The following is a 17,452-nucleotide window of genomic DNA, read 5'->3' as shown; positions in this document are numbered from 1 at the left end:
AACCCCGGCCCGGATTCGATCCTCATGCGCGGGCGGATGCGGCCCGCGCATGCTCCTTAAAGAACCGGACCATCGCACGGCTCGCATCCGGGCCGCGGGGGTCCGTGAAAGACCCGTCCGGGCTGCCGCCCGACCAGGCGTGGCCGGCCCCGTGCAGGACCCAGTATTCGAGCTGCGTCCGGCCGGTCCCGTCGCTGCGGACGGTTCGCGTGTAGGCCACGCCCCCCGGGCTCCTGCCCCGCTCGACCGTCTCGGCGAGGCCCGTCGCCGCGCTGGCCTGGGCGACCACCTGGTCGCCGTTGGCCGGATGCACGGTGCGGTCGCCGTCGCCGTGGAACACGATGGTCGGCACCGCCTGCCGGTTGGGGCCGGGCTTTCCCCCCTGCCCCTTCATGGCCGCGAAGGCCGAGGCGACGTCCCGGGCCGCGCCGCAGGCCAGGCCGGAATGGACGCCCACCGCCGCGAACAGGTCCGGATAGGTGGCCGCCAGGATCGCCGCCGCGGCGCCCCCGGCCGAGAGCCCGGCCGCGTAGACCCGGTCCGGATCCGCGGAGAATTCGTCCACCACCGCCCGGGCGATGCCGGCGAGCAGGGCCGGCTCGCCGCCGTCGCGCACCTGGTCGCCGGCGGCGTACCAGTTCCAGCAGCGCTGCATGTTGGCCGATTGGGGCTGCTCCGGATAGGCGACCAGGAAGGTCTCGTCCTCGGCCAGCCGGTTCATCTGCGTGCCGGCGGCGAAATCGTCCGGGTTCTGCGTGCAGCCGTGCAGCATCAGGACGACCGGCAGCGCCTGGCCCGTATACCCGCTCGGCACGAACACCTTGTAGCGGCGGCTGCCCGCGGCGCCGGTGAACACGCGGTCCTCGAACCGGGCGCCCTCCGGCACGGGGGCGGCGGGTTTGCCCGGCTGGACGGAGCCGCCGGCAAACCCCTCCGCGAAGCCGCCGGCGGGAATGCCGCCTTTGGCGAGGCTGTCGCGCACGGTGCGCATCACCGCCGCAGCGATGTCGGCACCGCCGGGCGCGGCGTGCGGGCGCGCGGCGGCCGGGTTAGGCGCCGTCCAGGCGCCGTCGGGGGATCTGGGCGCCTCCATGTCGATGGTGGCGGTCCCGGCGGGCTCGGCCGGACGGTCGCGCGCCTCGGCCCAGCGGGCGAAGGCATCGACCTGCCGGCGCTGGAACCGGCCCATCGCGGCGGTCATCCGGGCGGCCCGGGCGGCGCGCTGGCCCTCGGCCTCGGCCGAGCCGGCGGCACCGAAGCCGCCGAGCTTCATCTTGGAGAGATCGAGGTTCAAGAAATCCATCTTGGGAAGGTGTTTCATCGGGCCGTTCCTTGCGGGTGGGGTCGGACACGGCCGGCTGCTTGGCCCGACTGTGCAGTAGGGGCGGTCGGGGCGGTTCAGGCGATCCGGTCGGCCAGGGCAGCCTTGACGGCGGGGCTCGCCTGGAACGCGCCCAGCACCTCGACGGAGGCGATGGCGGCGCGGGCGAGCTCGGGGGTGACGTCGGTCGCCACGGTGGCGAGGCCCAAAACCTGGATGTGCAGGGGCGTGCCGGCGTCGCGGGCGGCCTCGAGGGTGGCCCGCGAATAGTGCGAGACGCCCAGGCGCAGCTGGCGCCGGGCCACGGATTGGCGCACCGCCTCCTCCTGCCGGTCGAGCTGGTTGCGCACGGCGGTGCGGATGAAGTCGGCGCGGTTGGCGTAGAACCCGTCGCGGACCATCAGGTCGACCCGGCCGAGATCGACGAAGCCGAGATTGATCGTGATCTTCTCGCTGTCCGGCACCTTCGGCCGGAGATCCTGCACAGTGTCGCTCATCGCCCCGCCATCCTCAGGCCATCCGGTTGGATGGTCTAGAGATGGTAAGCGGATGTCGGGGCGCAAGGGGCGGCTGCGGCGAGCCTCGAAACCGTCGCAGCTTCAAAAGGTCCGGGACCTTTTGCGGGTCCAGGGCGGAGCCCTGGTGTCGGGCTTCGCCCGAGATCGGGGCTGCGCGCCCCGAACCCCGCCGAAGGGCCTCAGGCCCTTCGGGAACCCGGATCGCGACGCGTGATCAGCCGGCGCCGATCCCCCGCCCCTTCAGGCTGGCGTCGATCTCGTCCAGGGCGGTGGCGTCGTCGATGGTCGCCGGCATGGTCCAAGGTTCGTGGTCGGCGATGCGCTTCATGGTGGCGCGCAGGATCTTGCCGGAGCGGGTTTTCGGCAGCCGCGGCACGGTGAGCGCCAGCTTGAACGCCGCCACCGGGCCGATCTCGTCCCGCACCTTGGCGACCAGCTCGCGCTCGATGTCCTCGGGGGCGCGGTCGACCCGGGCCTTCAGCACCACGAAGCCGCAGGGCACCTCGCCCTTGAGCGCGTCGCGGATGCCGATCACCGCGCATTCGGCCACATCCGGGTGGCCGGCCAGCACCGCCTCCATGCCGCCCGTGGACAGGCGGTGGCCCGCGACGTTGATGATGTCGTCGGTCCGACCCAGCACGGTGATGTAGCCGTCGGCGTCGATCACCCCGGCATCCGAGGTGTCGTAATAGCCCGGGAAGGTGGCGAGGTAGCTCGACCGCATCCGCGCGTCCGAGCCCCAGAGGGTCGGCAGGCAGCCGGGCGGCAGGGGCAGGCGGATCGCGATCGTGCCCATCGTGCCGGGCGGGACCGGCTTGCCGCCCTCGTCCAGGACCTCGACCCGGTAGCCCGGCATCGGCACGCAGGTGCTGCCGTGCTTGACCGGCAGGAGGCCGAGGCCCAGCGGATTGCCGGCGATCGGCCAGCCGGTCTCGGTCTGCCACCAATGGTCAATCACCGGCCGGCCCAGCACCCGCTCGGCCCAGGCGACCGAATCCGGGTCCGCCCGCTCCCCGGCCAGGAACAGGCTGCGGAAGGCCGAGAGGTCGTAAGCGCCGATCAGCGACCCGGCCGGATCCTCCTTCTTGATGGCGCGCAGCGCCGTCGGCGCCGTGAACAGGCAGACGACGCCGTGCTCGGCGACCACCCGCCAGAACGCCCCGGCATCCGGCGTGCCCACCGGCTTGCCCTCGTACAGCACGGTGGTGCAGCCGTGCAGCAGCGGCGCGTAGACGATGTAGGAATGGCCGACCACCCAGCCGATGTCGGAGGCGCAGAAATAGGTCTCGCCCGGCTGGACGCCGTAGAGGTTCGGCATCGACCAGGCGAGCGCCACGAGGTAGCCGCCGGTATCCCGGACCACGCCCTTCGGCTTGCCGGTCGTGCCGGAGGTGTAGAGGATATAGAGCGGGTCGGTGGCGGCCACCGGCACGCAGGCGGCCCGCTTGCCCGCGGCTTGAGCGGCCGCGACGGTCTCGGCCCAGTCGTGGTCGCGCCCCGCGACCAGGCTCGCGGCGCATTGGGGCCGCTGCAGGATCAGGCAGGCTTCCGGCTTGTGCCGGGAGGTGGCGATCGCGAGGTCCAGCAGCGGCTTGTAGGCGACCACCCGGTTCGGCTCGAGGCCGCACGAGGCGGCCAGCACCACCTTCGGGGCGGCATCCTCGATCCGCACCGCCAGCTCGTTGGCCGCGAAGCCGCCGAACACCACCGAGTGAACGGCCCCGAGCCGGGCGCAGGCCAGCATGCCGAACAGGGCCTCGGGCACCATCGGCATGTACAGCACGACCCGGTCGCCCTTGCCGACGCCGAGCTCGGCCAGCACCGCGGCGAGCGCCGCCACCGAATCGCGCAACTCTCGGTAGCTGATGCTGCGCTTCGTCCCGGTGACGGGGGAATCGTACAGGATCGCCGCCTGCTCGGCCCGCGCCCCCTCGGCGTGCCGGTCCACCGCGTTGTGGCAGGCGTTGAGCGTCCCGTCCGGGAACCAGCGGCCATAGGGGCTGGATTCGGGGGCGAAGGCCTGCGCCGGGTTCCGAGCCCAGTCGAGCGCCCGGGCCGCCTCCAGCCAGAACGCCTCCGGGTCGCGGCGCGCCGCGTCGTAGATCTCGGGATAGCGGCCCGGCGGGCTGGCGGTGGTCATCGGCGCGGCGTGTCCTCGGGAGCCGCTCTCCGGCGGCATCGTCGGGGAGATTAGCTGATTCTGGTTTGTTGCGCGCGCGGGTGGGTGCTTGTCGGGGGTGCGGGTGCCCCCGGATGGAGTGGGACCCGGCTCGGCGGGGGAATGCGCTCCTCCCACCCAATCCCCTCATCCTGAGGTGCCGCGCAGCGGCCTCGAAGGAGCCCTCCAGGGATCGCGCGGCCGGCTGGAGGGCTCCTTCGAGGCCTCCGCTGCGCTCCGGCACCTCAGGATGAGGGGGTGGGTTGGAGGGGCGGTAGAAACCGCTAGGCTCGGTGTCCCGCGACGGAATGAGTCGGGCCGTGAATGCGTTCGTGTACATGCTGCGGTGCTCGGACGGCAGCTATTATGTCGGCTCCGCCCGCGGGGCGTCCCTCGACAAGCGCCTCAGCGAGCATGAGGCCGGCACGTATCCGGGCTACACCAGCCGGAGGCGGCCGGTCACGCTGGTCTATGCCGAGCAGTTCGAGCGCATCGCGGACGCGGTCGCGGCGGAGCGGCGCATCAAGGGCTGGAGCAGAGCCAAGAAAGAGGCACTGATCCGCGGCGACTGGGATGATCTGCGGATGCTGGCCAGGCGCCCAGCCGCACAACGCCTCTCCGAACCATCCGCCTCATCCTGAGGCGACGGAGCGAAGCGGAGGCCTCGAAGGAGAGTTCTTTCGAGGCTCGCTGACGCGGGCACCTCAAGATGAGGGACAGGGTAGGACAGTACGGTCTGTCCCCCCAAAAGAAGCCGCCGCGCCGGGCGGCCCGGCGCGGCGGCTGCCGTCTTGCGTCTATGTCCGGGAGGGACTCAGGCGCGGCTCAGTGCAGCGTGTCCGTGCCGGCCTGCAGCCTGTTGATTTCGTCCTTGAGGAGAAGTTTCCGTCGCTTCAGTTCAGCAATGTGGAGGTCGTTCGCCGAAGGCCTGTGGATCGCCTCGTGAATCTCACGCTCGAGGGCTTCGTGCTTCCGGGCGAGTTGGCTCAGATGCGTCTGCAGCGACATGAGTCGAATCTCCTGTCATTGTTCCGACACACGGAGACTGGCACAGGATGCCACACCTGTCGAAGCCTTTTCTCCGGCTAAGCCTGACGAATGCCGGCCCGGCCGGCTTGTCCCGCGGCGGGGCGTGACGCATGCTCTTCGACAAGGAACGGTCTTCGATCCCGCGGGTGATGATGGCGGACGAGTCGGGTGAGAGCGGGCAGTCGGACCTCGAGTCCGAGCTGAATCGGCTGCGCGAGGAGCATCGGGATCTCGACAGCGCCATCGAGGCGCTGGAGCGCAGCGTCGCCGGGGACCAGCTCCAGATCCAGCGTCTGAAGAAGCGCAAGCTGACCCTGCGCGACCGGATCTATCACATCGAGGACGCGCTGACCCCGGACATCATCGCCTAGGGCCGCGTCCGGGACCTCGATCCCGCGCGGCCACGGCCTCGGGACGCGTCCTCGTTCTCTCAGAGCCGGCAACCATCCTGCGGGATCGGGCGTCGAAGTTGGTGGACGCGCCGGCGCGACGCCTTGCCGCCGGCCCGCCCCGCCTGTAAGCGGCCTCTTTTGCCGGGATCAACGATGGCGTCGCCTCCGGTCGCGATCATCATGGGCAGTCAGTCCGATTGGGCGACCATGCGGCACGCCGCCGAGACGCTCGACGCGCTCGGCGTGCCGCACGACACCCGCATCGTGTCGGCCCACCGCACCCCCGACCGGCTCGTGGCCTTCGCCAAGGGCGCCGTCGCGGCCGGGTTCAAGGTCGTGATCGCGGGCGCCGGCGGGGCCGCGCACCTGCCCGGCATGGCCGCCGCGATGACCCGCCTGCCGGTCTTCGGCGTTCCGGTGGAATCCAAGGCCCTGTCCGGCCAGGACAGCCTGCTGTCGATTGTGCAGATGCCGGCTGGCATCCCGGTGGGGACCCTGGCGATCGGCCGGGCCGGGGCGGTCAACGCCGCCCTGCTCGCCGCCGCGGTGCTGGCGCTCGCCGACTCGGACCTAGCGGAACGCCTGGAGGCCTGGCGCGCGGCCCAGACCGCATCGGTGGCCGAACGGCCGGAGACGGACAAGCTTTCGTGACGGATACAGCTCTGAAGCCCGGCTCCACCCTCGGCATCGTCGGCGGTGGACAGCTCGGGCGCATGATCGCGCTGGCGGCGGCCAATTACGGGCTGAAGGTGCATGTCTACGCGCCCGACCGGGACAGCCCCGCCTTCGACGTCGCCGCCCGCACCACCTGCGCGGCCTATGACGACGCCGCCGCGCTGGCCGGCTTCGCGCAGAGCGTCGATGTGGTGACCTACGAGTTCGAGAACATCCCGCGCGCCACCGCCGACATCCTGGCCCGGCACGCGCCCCTGCACCCGAATGCCGAGGCCTTGTCCACGACGCAGGACCGCCTCACCGAGAAGGAATTCATCAACCGGCTCGGCATCCCGACCGCGCCGTTCCAGGCGGTGGACACGCCCGACGACCTCGACCGGGCGATCGCGGCGCTCGGCCTGCCGGCTGTGCTCAAGACCCGCCGGTTCGGCTACGACGGCAAGGGCCAGCGCATCCTGCGCGAGCGCGCCGAGGGCGACCGCAACGCGCTGTTCGCCGAATTCGGCGGCGCGCCGCTGATCCTTGAGGGCTTCGTGCCGTTCGAGCGCGAGGTTTCGGTGGTGGCCGCCCGCGGCCGCGACGGCAGCTTCGCGGCCTTCGACCTGTGCGAGAACGAGCACCGCGACCATATCCTGACGCTGACCCGGGTGCCGGCCCCCGGCCTCACCCCCGAGACCGCCCGCGCCGCCCTCGATATCGCCAAGCGGATTGCCGACGCCCTGGACTATGTCGGCGTGCTCGCCGTCGAGATGTTTTTGGTGCGCGAGGACGGCGCGGAGCGGCTGGTGGTCAACGAGATCGCGCCGCGGGTCCACAATTCCGGGCACTGGACCATCGAGGGGGCGACGACCTCGCAATTCGCTCAGCACGTCCGGGCGGTGTCCGGCTGGCCTCTCGGCGATTCGGCCCGGGTCGGCGGCCTGTCGGTGGAGATGCGCAACCTGATCGGCGCCCAGGCCGACGACTGGTCCGCCCTGCTCGCCGAGCCCGGCGCCCACCTCCACCTCTACGGCAAGGGCGAGGCCCGGCCGGGCCGCAAGATGGGCCACGTCACCCGGCTGGGGCCTGTTCCGGAGGCCTGACCGGGGCCGGTTCTGCGGCTTCGGGAACACACCGGCCGGGCCGCGCGCAGGCCGGATGCCGCGCGGCCGGGCCGGCGCGGCCCCAAGCCATACCTTCGCCACATCCCAAAGCTTCCACCACGGCGTGACCGGTCGCGGGACCGCGCATCCTTAAGCCGGCATTCACCGCGATGCGCGACGGTGCCCCGGAGACCAGGGGCGCGGCGCGGGCCGGGCGACGGACAAATCGGGGGCGGGGTGGGCATGCGGGATGCGGGCCGCGCCCCGGGGAGAGTGGGGCGATGATCGTACGCAACGGGCTGGCACACAAGATCGCGCTGATCGGCGCGGCCACGCTCTCGGCCGCGGCGCTTGCGGGCTGCGAAACCGTCGGCAGCGCCGCCAGCCCGCGGCAATACGCGGTGGTGGAGACCGACACCACGGGCGCGACCAACGTCAATATCGCCTCGCTCACCGAGGTGATCCAGCGCAACCCGAACGACGCCGCCGCCTACAACACCCGCGGCGCCGCCTATGCCCGGGCCGGCCAGTTCAACGACGCCATCGCGGACTTCACCAAGGCGATCAGCATCGACCCGAATTCGGGCTCGGCCTACAACAACCGCGCGCTGGCCGAGCGCCAGGTCGGCCGCGACGCCGCCGCCCTTCAGGATTTCAGCAAGGCGATCAGCATCGATCCGAATTACGGCCCGGCCTATATCGGCCGCGCCAATGTCGAGCGCGCCCAGGGCAACCTCGACCAGGCGCTCTCCGACCTCAACGTCGCGATCCGGCTGATGCCCGAATCGGCCGAGGCCTACCACGCCCGCGGCCTGGTCCGGCAGAAACAGGGCCAGGAGACCCAGGCGATCGCCGATTTCGACGCCGCCATCGACCGCAACCCGTTCGTGTCCGCGCCCTACGCGGCCCGCGGCCAGAGCCTGATCGCCACCAACCAGTACCCGAAGGCGATCGAGGACTACAACGCGGCGCTCAACGTGAACAACAAGGACGCCACCTCCTGGGCCTATCGGGGCCTGGCCTACGAGAAGTCGGGCCAGCGCAAGGAGGCGCTCGAGAACTACCAGCGCGCCGCCGTGATCGACCCCAACAACGCCGTCGCCCGCGCCGGGTTGGGCCGCGTGCAGGGCGGGGTGGGCTCGCTGTTCAACTAGGATCCCGTCCGGTCCACCCACCCACCTCCCTCATCCTGAGGCGACGGAGCGAAGCGGAGGCCTCGAAGGAGGGCTCCAGCCAGCCGCGCGATCCCTGGAAGGCTCCTTCGAGACTCTCTGCGCGCGCGCCTCAGGATGAGGGGGCTGGGTATGATGAGGTGAGGGGAAAATCGCCCCTCACGCCGCCAGCAGCCCGTTCTCGCTCTGCGTGATCCGGCGCAAATGGTGGGCGGTGTCGCCGAGCTGGTACTCGATCATGGCGAGCCGCTTGAAGTGGTGGGCGCCGAGATATTCGAGCGTCATGCCGATGCCGCCGTGGAGCTGCACCGCCTCCTGGCCGACGAACCGGCAGGCCTTGTTGATCTGCACCTTCACGGCCGCCAGCGCCGCCGCCCGCGCCGCGGGATCCTCCGCCTCCACCATCATGGCGGCGTAGAGCGCCATCGACCGCGCCTGCTCCAGCTGGATCAGCATGTCCACGGCCCGGTGCTGCAGCGCCTGGAACGAGCCGACGCTGACGCCGAACTGCGTGCGGGTCTTGAGATACTCCACCGTCAGCTTGTGCAGCGCGTCCATGGAGCCCACCGCCTCGGCGGCGAGCGCCGCGATGCCGTGCTCGACCACCCGCTCCAGCAGCGTCAGGCCCCCCTCGGGATCGCCCAAAGCCGCGTCGGCCGGGAGCGCGACGTCCGAGAACGACACCTCGGCGGCGCGCCCGCCATCCTGGGTCGGGTAGGCCTCGATCGCCACCCCCGCGGCATCGGTCGGCACCAGGAACAGCCCGATCCCGTGCGGGTCGCGCCGCTCCCCGGAGACCCGGGCGGAGACCACCATCAGCCCGGCCGCGTCGGCATTGGGCACGACGCTCTTGGCCCCGCTGAGCACGAACGTTTCGCCCGAACGCCGGGCCGTGGTCGCCACGTCGTGGAGGTCGTAGCGCGACTGGCGCTCGGTATGGGCCAGGGTGAGCCGCAGGCTGCCGTCGATCACGCCGGGCAGGATCCGCTCCGTCTGCGCCGGGCTGCCGCCGAGCCGGAGCGCCGTCGCGCCGAGCACCAGGCTCGCGAACAGGGGCTCGACCACGAGGTTGCGTCCCACCGCTTCCATGACCAGCATGGTCTCCACCGGGCCGCCGGCGAGCCCGCCCTGCTCCTCGGAGAAGGGCAGGCCGGTGACGCCGAGCTCGGCGAAGGCCGCCCAGCCGGCCTCGGGGAAGCCCAGCGGGGCCTTCAGCCGCGCCTGCCGGCTCTCCAGCGACGGGTACAGGTCCGCCGCCAGCCGCTCGACGCTGTCGCGCAGGAGCGACTGGTCCTCGTTCAGGTCGAAATCCATGTCGCGTTCCTTGTCTCGCTTCGCTCCGTCACCCCGTCCGTCCTGTCCAACCCCCTCATCCTGAGGTGCCGGAGCGCAGCGAAGGCCTCGAAGGAGGGCTCCAGCCGGCCGCGCGATCCCGGGAGGCCTCCTTCGAGGCGGCTGCGCCGCATCTCAGGATGAGGGGGTGGGTGGGATGGACGTTGTCGTCACAGCCCCAGAATCCCCTTCGCGATGACGTTGTGCTGGATCTCGTTGGAGCCGCCGTAGATCGAGACCTTGCGGTTGTTGAAGTAGCTCGGCGCCGCCGCATCGACCCAGTCGAAGCCGCCCGGCAGGTTGTTGCCCCCGGCCCCGCGGGCCGGCGCCGCCAGGGCGAACGGGCCGGCGAGCTCGACCAGCAACTCGGTCGCCGCCTGCTGGAGCTGCGAGCCGCGGATCTTGAGGAGCGAGGAGGCGGGATCGGGCTCCACCGAATCCGCCCGGCCCTGCTTGGCCGCCACCCGCATCTGGGTGATCTCCAGCGCCTTCAGCTCGACCTCGACCTCGGCGACCCGGCCGCGGAAGTCGCGGTCGTCCCACATGGTGCCGGAGCCCGCCGGCATCTCCTTGGCGAGGCGCTTGATCCGGGCAATCCGTTCCTTGGTGAGGCCGATCCGGGCGATGCCGGTGCGCTCGTTGGCGAGCAGGAATTTGGCGTAGTCCCAGCCCTTGTTCTCCTCGCCGACCAGGTTCTCGACCGGCACCCGCACCGCGTCGAAGAAAACCTCGTTGACCTCGTGGCGGCCCTCCAGCGTGAGGATCGGCCGCACGGTGATGCCGGGGCTCTTCATGTCGATGAGCAAGAAGGAGATGCCGCGCTGCTTCTTCGCCTCGAAATCGGTGCGCACGAGGCAGAAGATCCAGTCGGCGTGCTGGCCCAGCGTCGTCCAGGTCTTCTGGCCGTCCACCACGTAGTGGCCGCCGTCGCGCACCGCCTTGGTCTTGAGCGAGGCCAGGTCGGAGCCGGCGCCGGGCTCGGAGAAGCCCTGGCACCACCAATCGTCGAGATTGGCCGCACGCGGCAGGAAGCGCGCCTTCTGGTCCTGCCGGCCGAAGGTCGCGAGCACCGGGCCGAACATGTAGCAGTTGAACTGCTGCGGCAGCGGCACCGCCGCCTGGAACAGTTCCTCGGTGTAGATGTAGCGCTGGATCGGGGTCCAATCCCGGCCGCCCCATTCCTGCGGCCAGTGCGGCACTGCCCAGCCCTTGGCGTTGAGGATCCGCTGGCTGGCGACGATGTCCTCCTTGGCGAGGCTGCGCCCCTCCGAGACCTTCTTTCGGATCTCGGCCGGGATCTCCGTCCGGCAGAAGCTGCGGACCTTATCGCGGAACGCGATCTCGTCCGGGGTGAAGCGGAGATCCATAATCAGCCCCCGATCTCGAACAGGCCGGCGCAGCCCTGGCCGCCGGCGACGCACATCGTCACCACGGCGTAGCGCGCCCCGCGGCGGCGGCCCTCCAGCAGGGCGTGGCCCACGAGCCGCGCCCCCGACATGCCGAACGGATGGCCGACCGCGATGGCGCCGCCGTTGACGTTGACCGTGTCGGGATCGATCCCGAGCCTGTCCCGGCAATAGACCGACTGGGACGCGAAGGCCTCGTTCAGCTCCCACAGGTCGATATCGGCGACCCTGAGCCCCTGGCGCTCCAGCAGGCGCGACACCGCGAAGACCGGGCCGATGCCCATCTCGTCCGGGCCGCAGCCGGCCGAGGCGAAGCCCCGGAAGGTGCCCAGCGGCGTCAGGCCCCGCCGGGCCGCCTCTTCGGCCGACATCAGCACGCTGGCGGCGGCGCCGTCCGAGAGCTGGCTGGCATTGCCGGCGGTGATGAAGGCGCCCTCCCCGCGCACGGGCTTGAGCTTCGCGAGGCCTTCGAGGGTCGTGTCGGGCCGGTTGCCCTCGTCCTTGGCGAGCCGCGTCTCGACCTCCCGGGTCTCGCCGGTGGCCTTGTCGGCCACCGCCATCACGGCGCTCATCGGGACGATCTCGTCGTCGAACAGGCCCTGCGCCTGCGCGGCGGCGGTGCGGCGCTGGCTCTCCAGCGCGAAGGCGTCCTGCGCCTCCCGGGAGATGCCGTAGCGCGTGGCGACGATGTCGGCGGTCTCGATCATCGGCATGTAGATCGCCGGCAGGTGCGCCTCCAGCCAGGCGTTGCGGGTCAATTCCCGCTGCACCTTCGGCTGGACCAGGCTGATCGACTCGACCCCGCCGGCCGCCGCCACCGGCACGCCGTCGAGGATGATCCGCCGGGCCGCGCTGGCGATCGCCTCGAGCCCCGAGGCGCAGAAGCGCGAGACCGTGACGCCCGCCGACTCCACCGGGATCCCCGCCACCAGGGCCGCGTGGCGGGCGACGTTGCCGCCGGTGGCGTTCTCCGGATAGCCGCAGCCGAGCACCACCTCTTCCACGGCCTCCGGCTTCAGCCGGGCCCGGTCCAGGGCGCCCCGGATCGCGTGGGCGGCGAGGTCGGCGCCCCGGGTGAGGTTCAGCGCGCCGCGATGGGCCTTGCCGATCGGCGTGCGGGCGGTCGAGACGATCACCGCGTCGGTCATGCCGGGGTCCTCTGGGGTTCCCAAAGGGCGTCACGCCCTTTGGTGGGGTGTCGGGGCGACGCCCCGACGCTGCGCGGGATGGAGGCCGGCAGCAGGGCGCTGCCCTGCACCCGCGAAAGGTCCCCGACCTTTCGAAACCGGGACTTGGCCCGGCGAAACCGACAGGGCATCAGCGCGCCTTCCAGTCGGCGAAGCGTCCGCCCGATTCCGCCAGCTTGCGCAGCAGCGGCGCCGGCTCCTGGCTGTCGTCGCCGGTCTCCCGGGCGAAGCGCGTCAGCGCCTCGGCGACATGCTTGAGCCCGACCGTGTCGGCCCAGTGCATCGGGCCGCCGCGCCAGGCCGGCCAGTTGTAGCCGTTGATCCAGATCGTATCGATGTCGCCGGGCCGCGCCGCGATCCCCTCCTCGAGGATCCGGGCGCCCTCGTTGACCATCGGGTACATCAGCCGGGCGATGATCTCGTCCGGCGTGAAGCTCCGGCGCGCGATGCCGTGCTCGGCGGCGGTCTTCTCGATCAGCGCTTCAACCTTGGGATCGCGTGTCCCGGTCCTGGCGCCGTCCGAATACACAAAAAAACCGCGGCCGGTCTTCTGGCCGAACCGGCCCATCTCGGCCAGCGCGTCGGCGACCGGCGCCCGGCCGCCGAAATCCTTGCGGGAGCGCCAGCCGATATCGAGGCCGGCGAGGTCGCTCATGGCGAAGGGGCCCATCCGGAAGCCGAAGCCGGTCACGGCGGCATCGACCGCGTGCGGCAGGGCGCCTTCGAGTAGCAGGCGCTCGGCGGCGCGGCTGCGGCGCTCCAGGATGCGGTTGCCGACGAAGCCGAAGCAGACGCCCACCGTCACCGGCAGCTTGTTGAGGCGCTTGGCCAGATGCAGCGCGGTGGCGAGCACGTCGGGCGCGGTCTTGCTGGCGCGGACCACCTCGACGAGGCGCATGACGTTGGCCGGGCTGAAGAAATGCAGGCCGAGCACGTCCTGCGGACGGCCGGTCACCGCCGCGATGGCGTCGACGTCGAGATAGGAGGTGTTGGTCGCCAGGATCGCGCCCGGCTTGGCGATGCCGTCGAGCTTGGAAAAGATCTCGCGCTTGACCGCCATGTCCTCGAAGGCCGCCTCGATGACGATGTCGGCCTCTCCGGCGTTCTCGAGGCCGATCGCCCCGGTGATCCGGCCGATCCGTTCGTCGCGCTGGGCCTCGGTGATCGAGCCGCGCTTGGCCGAGCCGGCATAGAGGCCCTTCACCCGGTCGAGGCCGCGCTCCAGGGCGCCGGCCTCGGTCTCGATCACGGTGACCGGGATGCCGGCATTGGCGAAGCACATCGCGATGCCGCCGCCCATGGTGCCGGCGCCGATCACGGCGGCGGTCTCGACGGGGCGGCGGGGCGTGTCCTTCGACAGGCCCGGCACCCGGGCGGCCTCGCGCTCGGCGAAGAAGGCGTAGCGCAGGGCCTTGGAGCGCGGATCCTCCACCAGCGTGCGGAACTCGGCCCGCTCGACGGCGACGGCCGCGTCGAACGCGTCCGGGTCCAGGCCGGCGCGCACCGCCCGGGCGAGGGCGTGGACGTTGGTCGCCTCGGGATCGCGCTTGACCGCCGCCTCGGCCTTGGCCTCGAAGGCCTGGCGGGCCTCCGGGGTCAGCGTGTCCACCCGGTCGCGCACCCGCGGCAGGGCGCCGGAATCGGCCAGTTCCAGGGCCCGGATGCGGGCGGCCGGCACGAGGTCGCCCAGCACCACGGCGTCGACGATCCCGAGCTTGGCGGCAATTTCCGCCGAGACCGGCTCGCCGGTGAGCATCATCGTGAAGGCGGCGTCCGGCCCGATCAGCCGCGGCAGGCGCTGCGTGCCCCCGGCCCCCGGGATGATGCCGAGCTTGATCTCCGGCAGGCCGAGCTTGGCCGCGGGCGCCGCGACCCGGCCGTGGCAGGCCATCGCCAGTTCCAGCCCGCCGCCCAGCGCCGCGCCGCCGATCGCCGCCACCACAGGCTTCCGCCCGGCATCGAGCCGCTCCAGCACGTCCGGCAGGCTCGGCGCCTGGGGCGGCTTGCCGAATTCCGAGATGTCGGCGCCGCCGACGAACACCTTGCCCTCGGCCGCCAGCACGATCGCCCGGACCGCTTCGTCGGCCTCCGCCCGCGCCAAAGCGCCGTCGAGGGCAGCCCGCAGCGCGGCGCCCAGCGCGTTGACCGGCGGGTTGGCGAGCGTGAGCACGGCCACGCCGCCATCGACCTCGTAACGAACCAAAGCGGCTTTCTCCCTGTTCTGCAGTGCAGAATTATCGTTCGCAGTTTTGCGGGATGTTGATCTGCGGTGGCCGGCGCGTCAAGGATGTGGCGGCGTCGCGTGTGACGTCCCGCGGCGCGTTCCGCATTGCAGACGCGATCCGGCCGGACTGTTTGACCGGTGCCGAGCGCCATGCCATTCAGGCCCGCCCCGGGCGCGAGTCCGGCTCGAACCCGCCCAGCCGGGTTCCAAGGGCCGGGTCGCCCGATCCATCAGGGAGGATCGCTTTGCGCGGTATCGGCCAGCAACCCGGCAGCCTCCGATGAGCGACGGCCCCGAACAGGGTCCGGCCAGCCGCCTGCCGGACGTCCTGCGCGGCCGGCTCGCCCTGCCGGTGATCTGCGCGCCGATGTTCATCGTCTCGGGACCGGAGCTGGTGATCGCGCAATGCCTGGCCGGCGTGGTCGGCGCGTTCCCGGCGCTCAACGCGCGGCCGGCCGAATTGCTCGACGAATGGCTTTCGACGATCACGCGCACGCTCGCTGACGCGCGCGCGAAGGATCAGACGCGGAAGATCGCGCCCTTCGCGGTCAATCAGATCGTCCACGCCTCGAACGACCGCCTGGCCCAGGATGTCGAGGCCTGCGTCCGGCACCGTGTGCCGATCATCATCACCTCGCTGCGGGCCCCGGACGCGGTGATCCGCCCGGTCCATGCCTATGGCGGCGTGGTGTTCCACGACGTCACCACGGTTCGCCACGCCGAGAAGGCCCTGGAGGCCGGGGTCGACGGGCTGATCCTGGTCTGCGCCGGCGCCGGGGGCCATGCCGGCACGCTGAGCCCCTTCGCCCTGGTCGGCGAGATCCGCCGCTTCTACGATGGGCCGCTGATCCTGTCGGGGGCGATCACCACCGGCTCGGCGATCCTCGCCGCCCAGGCCATGGGCGCCGACCTCGCCTATATGGGCACCCGGTTCATCGCCACCCGGGAGGCCAACGCGGCGTCGGGCTACAAGGACATGATCGCCGGCAGCGCCGCCGCCGACATCCTCTACACCCCCTACTTCACCGGCGTGCCGGGCAATTACCTGACGCCCAGCATCCGCGCCGCCGGGCTCGATCCCGAGGGGCTCCCGGCGCGCGACAAGACCGCGATGGATTTCGGCAGCGCCGGCGTGAAGGCGTGGCGGGACGTCTGGGGCGCCGGCCAGGGTGTCGGCACCATCGCGGACGCCCCGGCCACCGCCGACCTCGTCGCCCGGCTCGCCCGGGAATACGCCGCCGCCCGGGCCGGGCTCGCGGGCGTTTCCGAGGACTATGCCGGCGAGGCCGTCTCTTGAGCGTCCGCGTCGCCGATCCAGAGCCCGGGATCCGGCTGGTCACCATCGACCGGCCGGAGCGCCGTAACGCCCTCGACCGGGCGACCTATGCGGGCCTCGCCGCCGCCTTCGACGCCGCCAGGGCCGACGCGACCCTGCGCGCCGTGGTGCTCACCGGGGCGGGGGGCTGCTTCACCGCCGGCAACGATCTCAAGGACTTCCAGGATGTCGAGGCCGCCGGCGACAGCCCGGGCCTGACCTTCCTGAAGGCCCTGCGCGGTTGCCCGAAACCCGTCGTCGCGGCGGTGGAGGGGCACGCGGTCGGCATCGGCACGACGCTGCTGCTGCATTGCGACCTCGCCTATGCCGGGGACGGCGCCCGCTTCCGCCTGCCGTTCACGGCGCTCGGCCTCAGCCCGGAAGGCGGGTCGAGCTACCTCCTGCCGCTCATCGCCGGCACCAAGCGGGCGGCCGAGTTGCTGATGCTGGGCGAGCCGTTCGGCGCCGCGGAGGCGGTGACGGCCGGGCTCGTCAACGCCGCCGTCCCGCAGGGGACGGCCCTGGAGGTTGCCCTCGCCCGGGCCCGTTCCCTCGCGGCCCTGCCCCCGGTCTCGATCGCGGCGACCAAGCGGGCCCTGCGCCGGGGCCAGGACGCCAGCGTCGCCCATGCCCTGGCCGAGGAGGCGGAGGTGTTCCACGCGCTCCGCCGGGGCCCGGAGGCGCAGGCGGCCTTCGCGGCGTTCCTGCGCCGATGAACGCCGCGGACGAGGCCCTGCTCGCCGATCCCGAGGCCGCGCCGGGCGACGGCACCAAGGAGGACGGCGCCAAGGAGGATCGCCACTTCGTCACGGCGCTCGCCCGCGGCCTCGCGGTGCTCGCCTGTTTCGGGCCGGGGCGGACCAGCCTCGCCAACCACGACCTGGCTGCGGCCTGCGGCCTGCCGCGCTCCACCGTCTCGCGCCTGACCTACACGCTGACCAAGCTCGGCTACCTGCACCACACCGCCGAGACCGGCCGCTACCGGCTCGGCAATGCGACGATCGCCCTGAGCTCGGCGGCCCTCGGCGGGCTCGACGTGCGCGGCATCGCCCGGCCGGTGCTGCGGGCGGTCGCGGAGGCGGCGAACGCCTCGGTGGGGCTCGGGGTGCGCGACCGCCTGAGCATGCGCTACGTCGATTGCCAGCGGGGCCCCGCCGCGATCTCGCTGAACCTCGATACCGGCTCGCGGATCTCGCTCGCCCGCAGCGCCATGGGCCGCGCCTACGTGGCGGTCTGCCCCGAGCGCGAGCGCGAGAGCATCTACGAGGACCTGAAGGCCCTCGACCCGGTGGCCTGGCCCGCCCTGCGCGCCGGCCTCGACCGGGCGGTGGCCGAGCATCGAGAGATCGGCTGCTGCACCTCGTTCGGCGAGTGGCAGGAGACGGTCTGCGCCATCGGCGTGGGCTTCCATCCCGGCGGCGGCCTGCCGCCGATGTCGGTCAATTGCGGCGGCCCGACCGTCATCACCGACGCCCGGTTCCTGATGGACGTGGTCCGCCCGAAACTCGTCGCGGCGGTGCGCGGCCTCGACGGCGTGATGGGCGCCTGAAGGCTCATGGGATGGGGTTTCCAAAGGGCGTGCCCTTGGGCGGGGTTCGGGGGCGGAGCCCCCGAGTGACCAGGGCTCTGCCCTGGACCCGC

General features: G+C 71.9%; 16 protein-coding genes. 8 read left to right on the top strand and 8 right to left on the bottom strand.

The features are described 5' to 3' along the window. Positions 1 to 22: 22 nt before the first annotated feature. From WYO_RS13245 to WYO_RS13235, 3 genes are all read right to left on the bottom strand, one after another. A complete protein-coding gene (locus WYO_RS13245; protein WP_007563175.1) occupies positions 23 to 1,321 on the bottom strand; it encodes a PHB depolymerase family esterase in 1,299 nt (432 codons plus the stop codon). Between the two features lie 77 nt (positions 1,322 to 1,398). Beyond that, positions 1,399 to 1,818 (bottom strand): hypothetical protein, encoded by a 420-nt coding sequence (locus tag WYO_RS13240; RefSeq protein ID WP_007563174.1) that lies wholly within the window; start codon positions 1,816 to 1,818, stop codon positions 1,399 to 1,401. A 235-nt stretch (positions 1,819 to 2,053) separates the two neighbouring features. Then, the gene (locus WYO_RS13235; protein WP_007563173.1) at positions 2,054 to 3,979 is read right to left on the bottom strand and encodes a propionyl-CoA synthetase; all 1,926 of its coding nucleotides are present in this window, start codon (positions 3,977 to 3,979) and stop codon (positions 2,054 to 2,056) included. A gap of 338 nt (positions 3,980 to 4,317) precedes the next feature. Here WYO_RS13235 and WYO_RS13230 point away from each other — a divergent pair, with 338 nt between their 5' ends. Then, positions 4,318 to 4,638, top strand: coding sequence for a GIY-YIG nuclease family protein (locus WYO_RS13230; protein ID WP_039902909.1), 321 nt, complete (start codon positions 4,318 to 4,320; stop codon positions 4,636 to 4,638). 184 nt (positions 4,639 to 4,822) lie between these two features. Here the strand turns inward: WYO_RS13230 and WYO_RS13225 are convergent, their stop codons facing one another. After that, on the bottom strand, positions 4,823 to 5,005 hold the full coding sequence (locus WYO_RS13225; protein ID WP_007563171.1) for a DUF465 domain-containing protein: 183 nt from the start codon (positions 5,003 to 5,005) through the stop codon (positions 4,823 to 4,825). Between the two features lie 173 nt (positions 5,006 to 5,178). Between WYO_RS13225 and WYO_RS13220 the strand changes: the two genes are divergently transcribed. The 4 genes from WYO_RS13220 (at position 5,179) to WYO_RS13205 (ending at position 8,329) form a co-directional block, all read left to right on the top strand. Beyond that, the gene (locus tag WYO_RS13220) at positions 5,179 to 5,397 is read left to right on the top strand and encodes a DUF465 domain-containing protein (RefSeq protein ID WP_039902908.1); all 219 of its coding nucleotides are present in this window, start codon (positions 5,179 to 5,181) and stop codon (positions 5,395 to 5,397) included. A gap of 174 nt (positions 5,398 to 5,571) precedes the next feature. Next, positions 5,572 to 6,069, top strand: a complete 498-nt coding sequence (gene purE, locus WYO_RS13215) for a 5-(carboxyamino)imidazole ribonucleotide mutase (RefSeq protein WP_007563167.1) — start codon at positions 5,572 to 5,574, stop codon at positions 6,067 to 6,069. Next, a complete protein-coding gene (locus WYO_RS13210; protein ID WP_007563166.1) occupies positions 6,066 to 7,175 on the top strand; it encodes a 5-(carboxyamino)imidazole ribonucleotide synthase in 1,110 nt (369 codons plus the stop codon). The genes purE and WYO_RS13210 overlap by 4 nt, the downstream gene beginning before the upstream one ends. A 281-nt stretch (positions 7,176 to 7,456) precedes the next feature. Further along, the gene (locus WYO_RS13205; RefSeq protein ID WP_007563163.1) at positions 7,457 to 8,329 is read left to right on the top strand and encodes a tetratricopeptide repeat protein; all 873 of its coding nucleotides are present in this window, start codon (positions 7,457 to 7,459) and stop codon (positions 8,327 to 8,329) included. A 177-nt stretch (positions 8,330 to 8,506) separates the two neighbouring features. Here WYO_RS13205 and WYO_RS13200 read toward each other — a convergent pair whose 3' ends face one another. From WYO_RS13200 to WYO_RS13185, 4 genes are all read right to left on the bottom strand, one after another. After that, positions 8,507 to 9,661 carry an acyl-CoA dehydrogenase gene (locus WYO_RS13200; RefSeq protein ID WP_007563161.1) on the bottom strand — a complete coding sequence of 385 codons (1,155 nt, stop codon included), beginning with the start codon at positions 9,659 to 9,661 and terminating at the stop codon, positions 8,507 to 8,509. Between the two features lie 188 nt (positions 9,662 to 9,849). Then, a complete protein-coding gene (locus WYO_RS13195; protein WP_007563160.1) occupies positions 9,850 to 11,046 on the bottom strand; it encodes an acyl-CoA dehydrogenase family protein in 1,197 nt (398 codons plus the stop codon). 2 nt (positions 11,047 to 11,048) lie between these two features. Continuing rightward, complete coding sequence (locus tag WYO_RS13190; RefSeq protein WP_007563158.1) at positions 11,049 to 12,233, bottom strand: acetyl-CoA C-acyltransferase; 1,185 nt, start codon at positions 12,231 to 12,233, stop codon at positions 11,049 to 11,051. Between the two features lie 169 nt (positions 12,234 to 12,402). Further along, positions 12,403 to 14,475 carry a 3-hydroxyacyl-CoA dehydrogenase NAD-binding domain-containing protein gene (locus WYO_RS13185; protein ID WP_007563157.1) on the bottom strand — a complete coding sequence of 691 codons (2,073 nt, stop codon included), beginning with the start codon at positions 14,473 to 14,475 and terminating at the stop codon, positions 12,403 to 12,405. A gap of 301 nt (positions 14,476 to 14,776) precedes the next feature. Here WYO_RS13185 and WYO_RS13180 point away from each other — a divergent pair, with 301 nt between their 5' ends. From WYO_RS13180 to WYO_RS13170, 3 genes are read left to right on the top strand one after another with little or no spacing between them, the layout of a single operon-like run. After that, positions 14,777 to 15,793, top strand: a complete 1,017-nt coding sequence (locus WYO_RS13180; protein ID WP_007563155.1) for a nitronate monooxygenase family protein — start codon at positions 14,777 to 14,779, stop codon at positions 15,791 to 15,793. Continuing rightward, positions 15,790 to 16,527 carry an enoyl-CoA hydratase-related protein gene (locus tag WYO_RS13175; RefSeq protein ID WP_007563153.1) on the top strand — a complete coding sequence of 246 codons (738 nt, stop codon included), beginning with the start codon at positions 15,790 to 15,792 and terminating at the stop codon, positions 16,525 to 16,527. The genes WYO_RS13180 and WYO_RS13175 overlap by 4 nt, the downstream gene beginning before the upstream one ends. Further along, on the top strand, positions 16,524 to 17,360 hold the full coding sequence (locus tag WYO_RS13170) for an IclR family transcriptional regulator (RefSeq protein WP_007563151.1): 837 nt from the start codon (positions 16,524 to 16,526) through the stop codon (positions 17,358 to 17,360). The genes WYO_RS13175 and WYO_RS13170 overlap by 4 nt, the downstream gene beginning before the upstream one ends. The last annotated feature ends 92 nt before the right edge of the window (positions 17,361 to 17,452 follow it).

It is taken from the genome of Methylobacterium sp. GXF4 (assembly GCF_000272495.1).
Classification (GTDB): Bacteria; Pseudomonadota; Alphaproteobacteria; order Rhizobiales; family Beijerinckiaceae; genus Methylobacterium; species Methylobacterium brachiatum.
The sequence above is the reverse complement of the archived record's forward strand: the minus strand, read 5'-3'. Positions and strand labels throughout refer to the sequence as shown.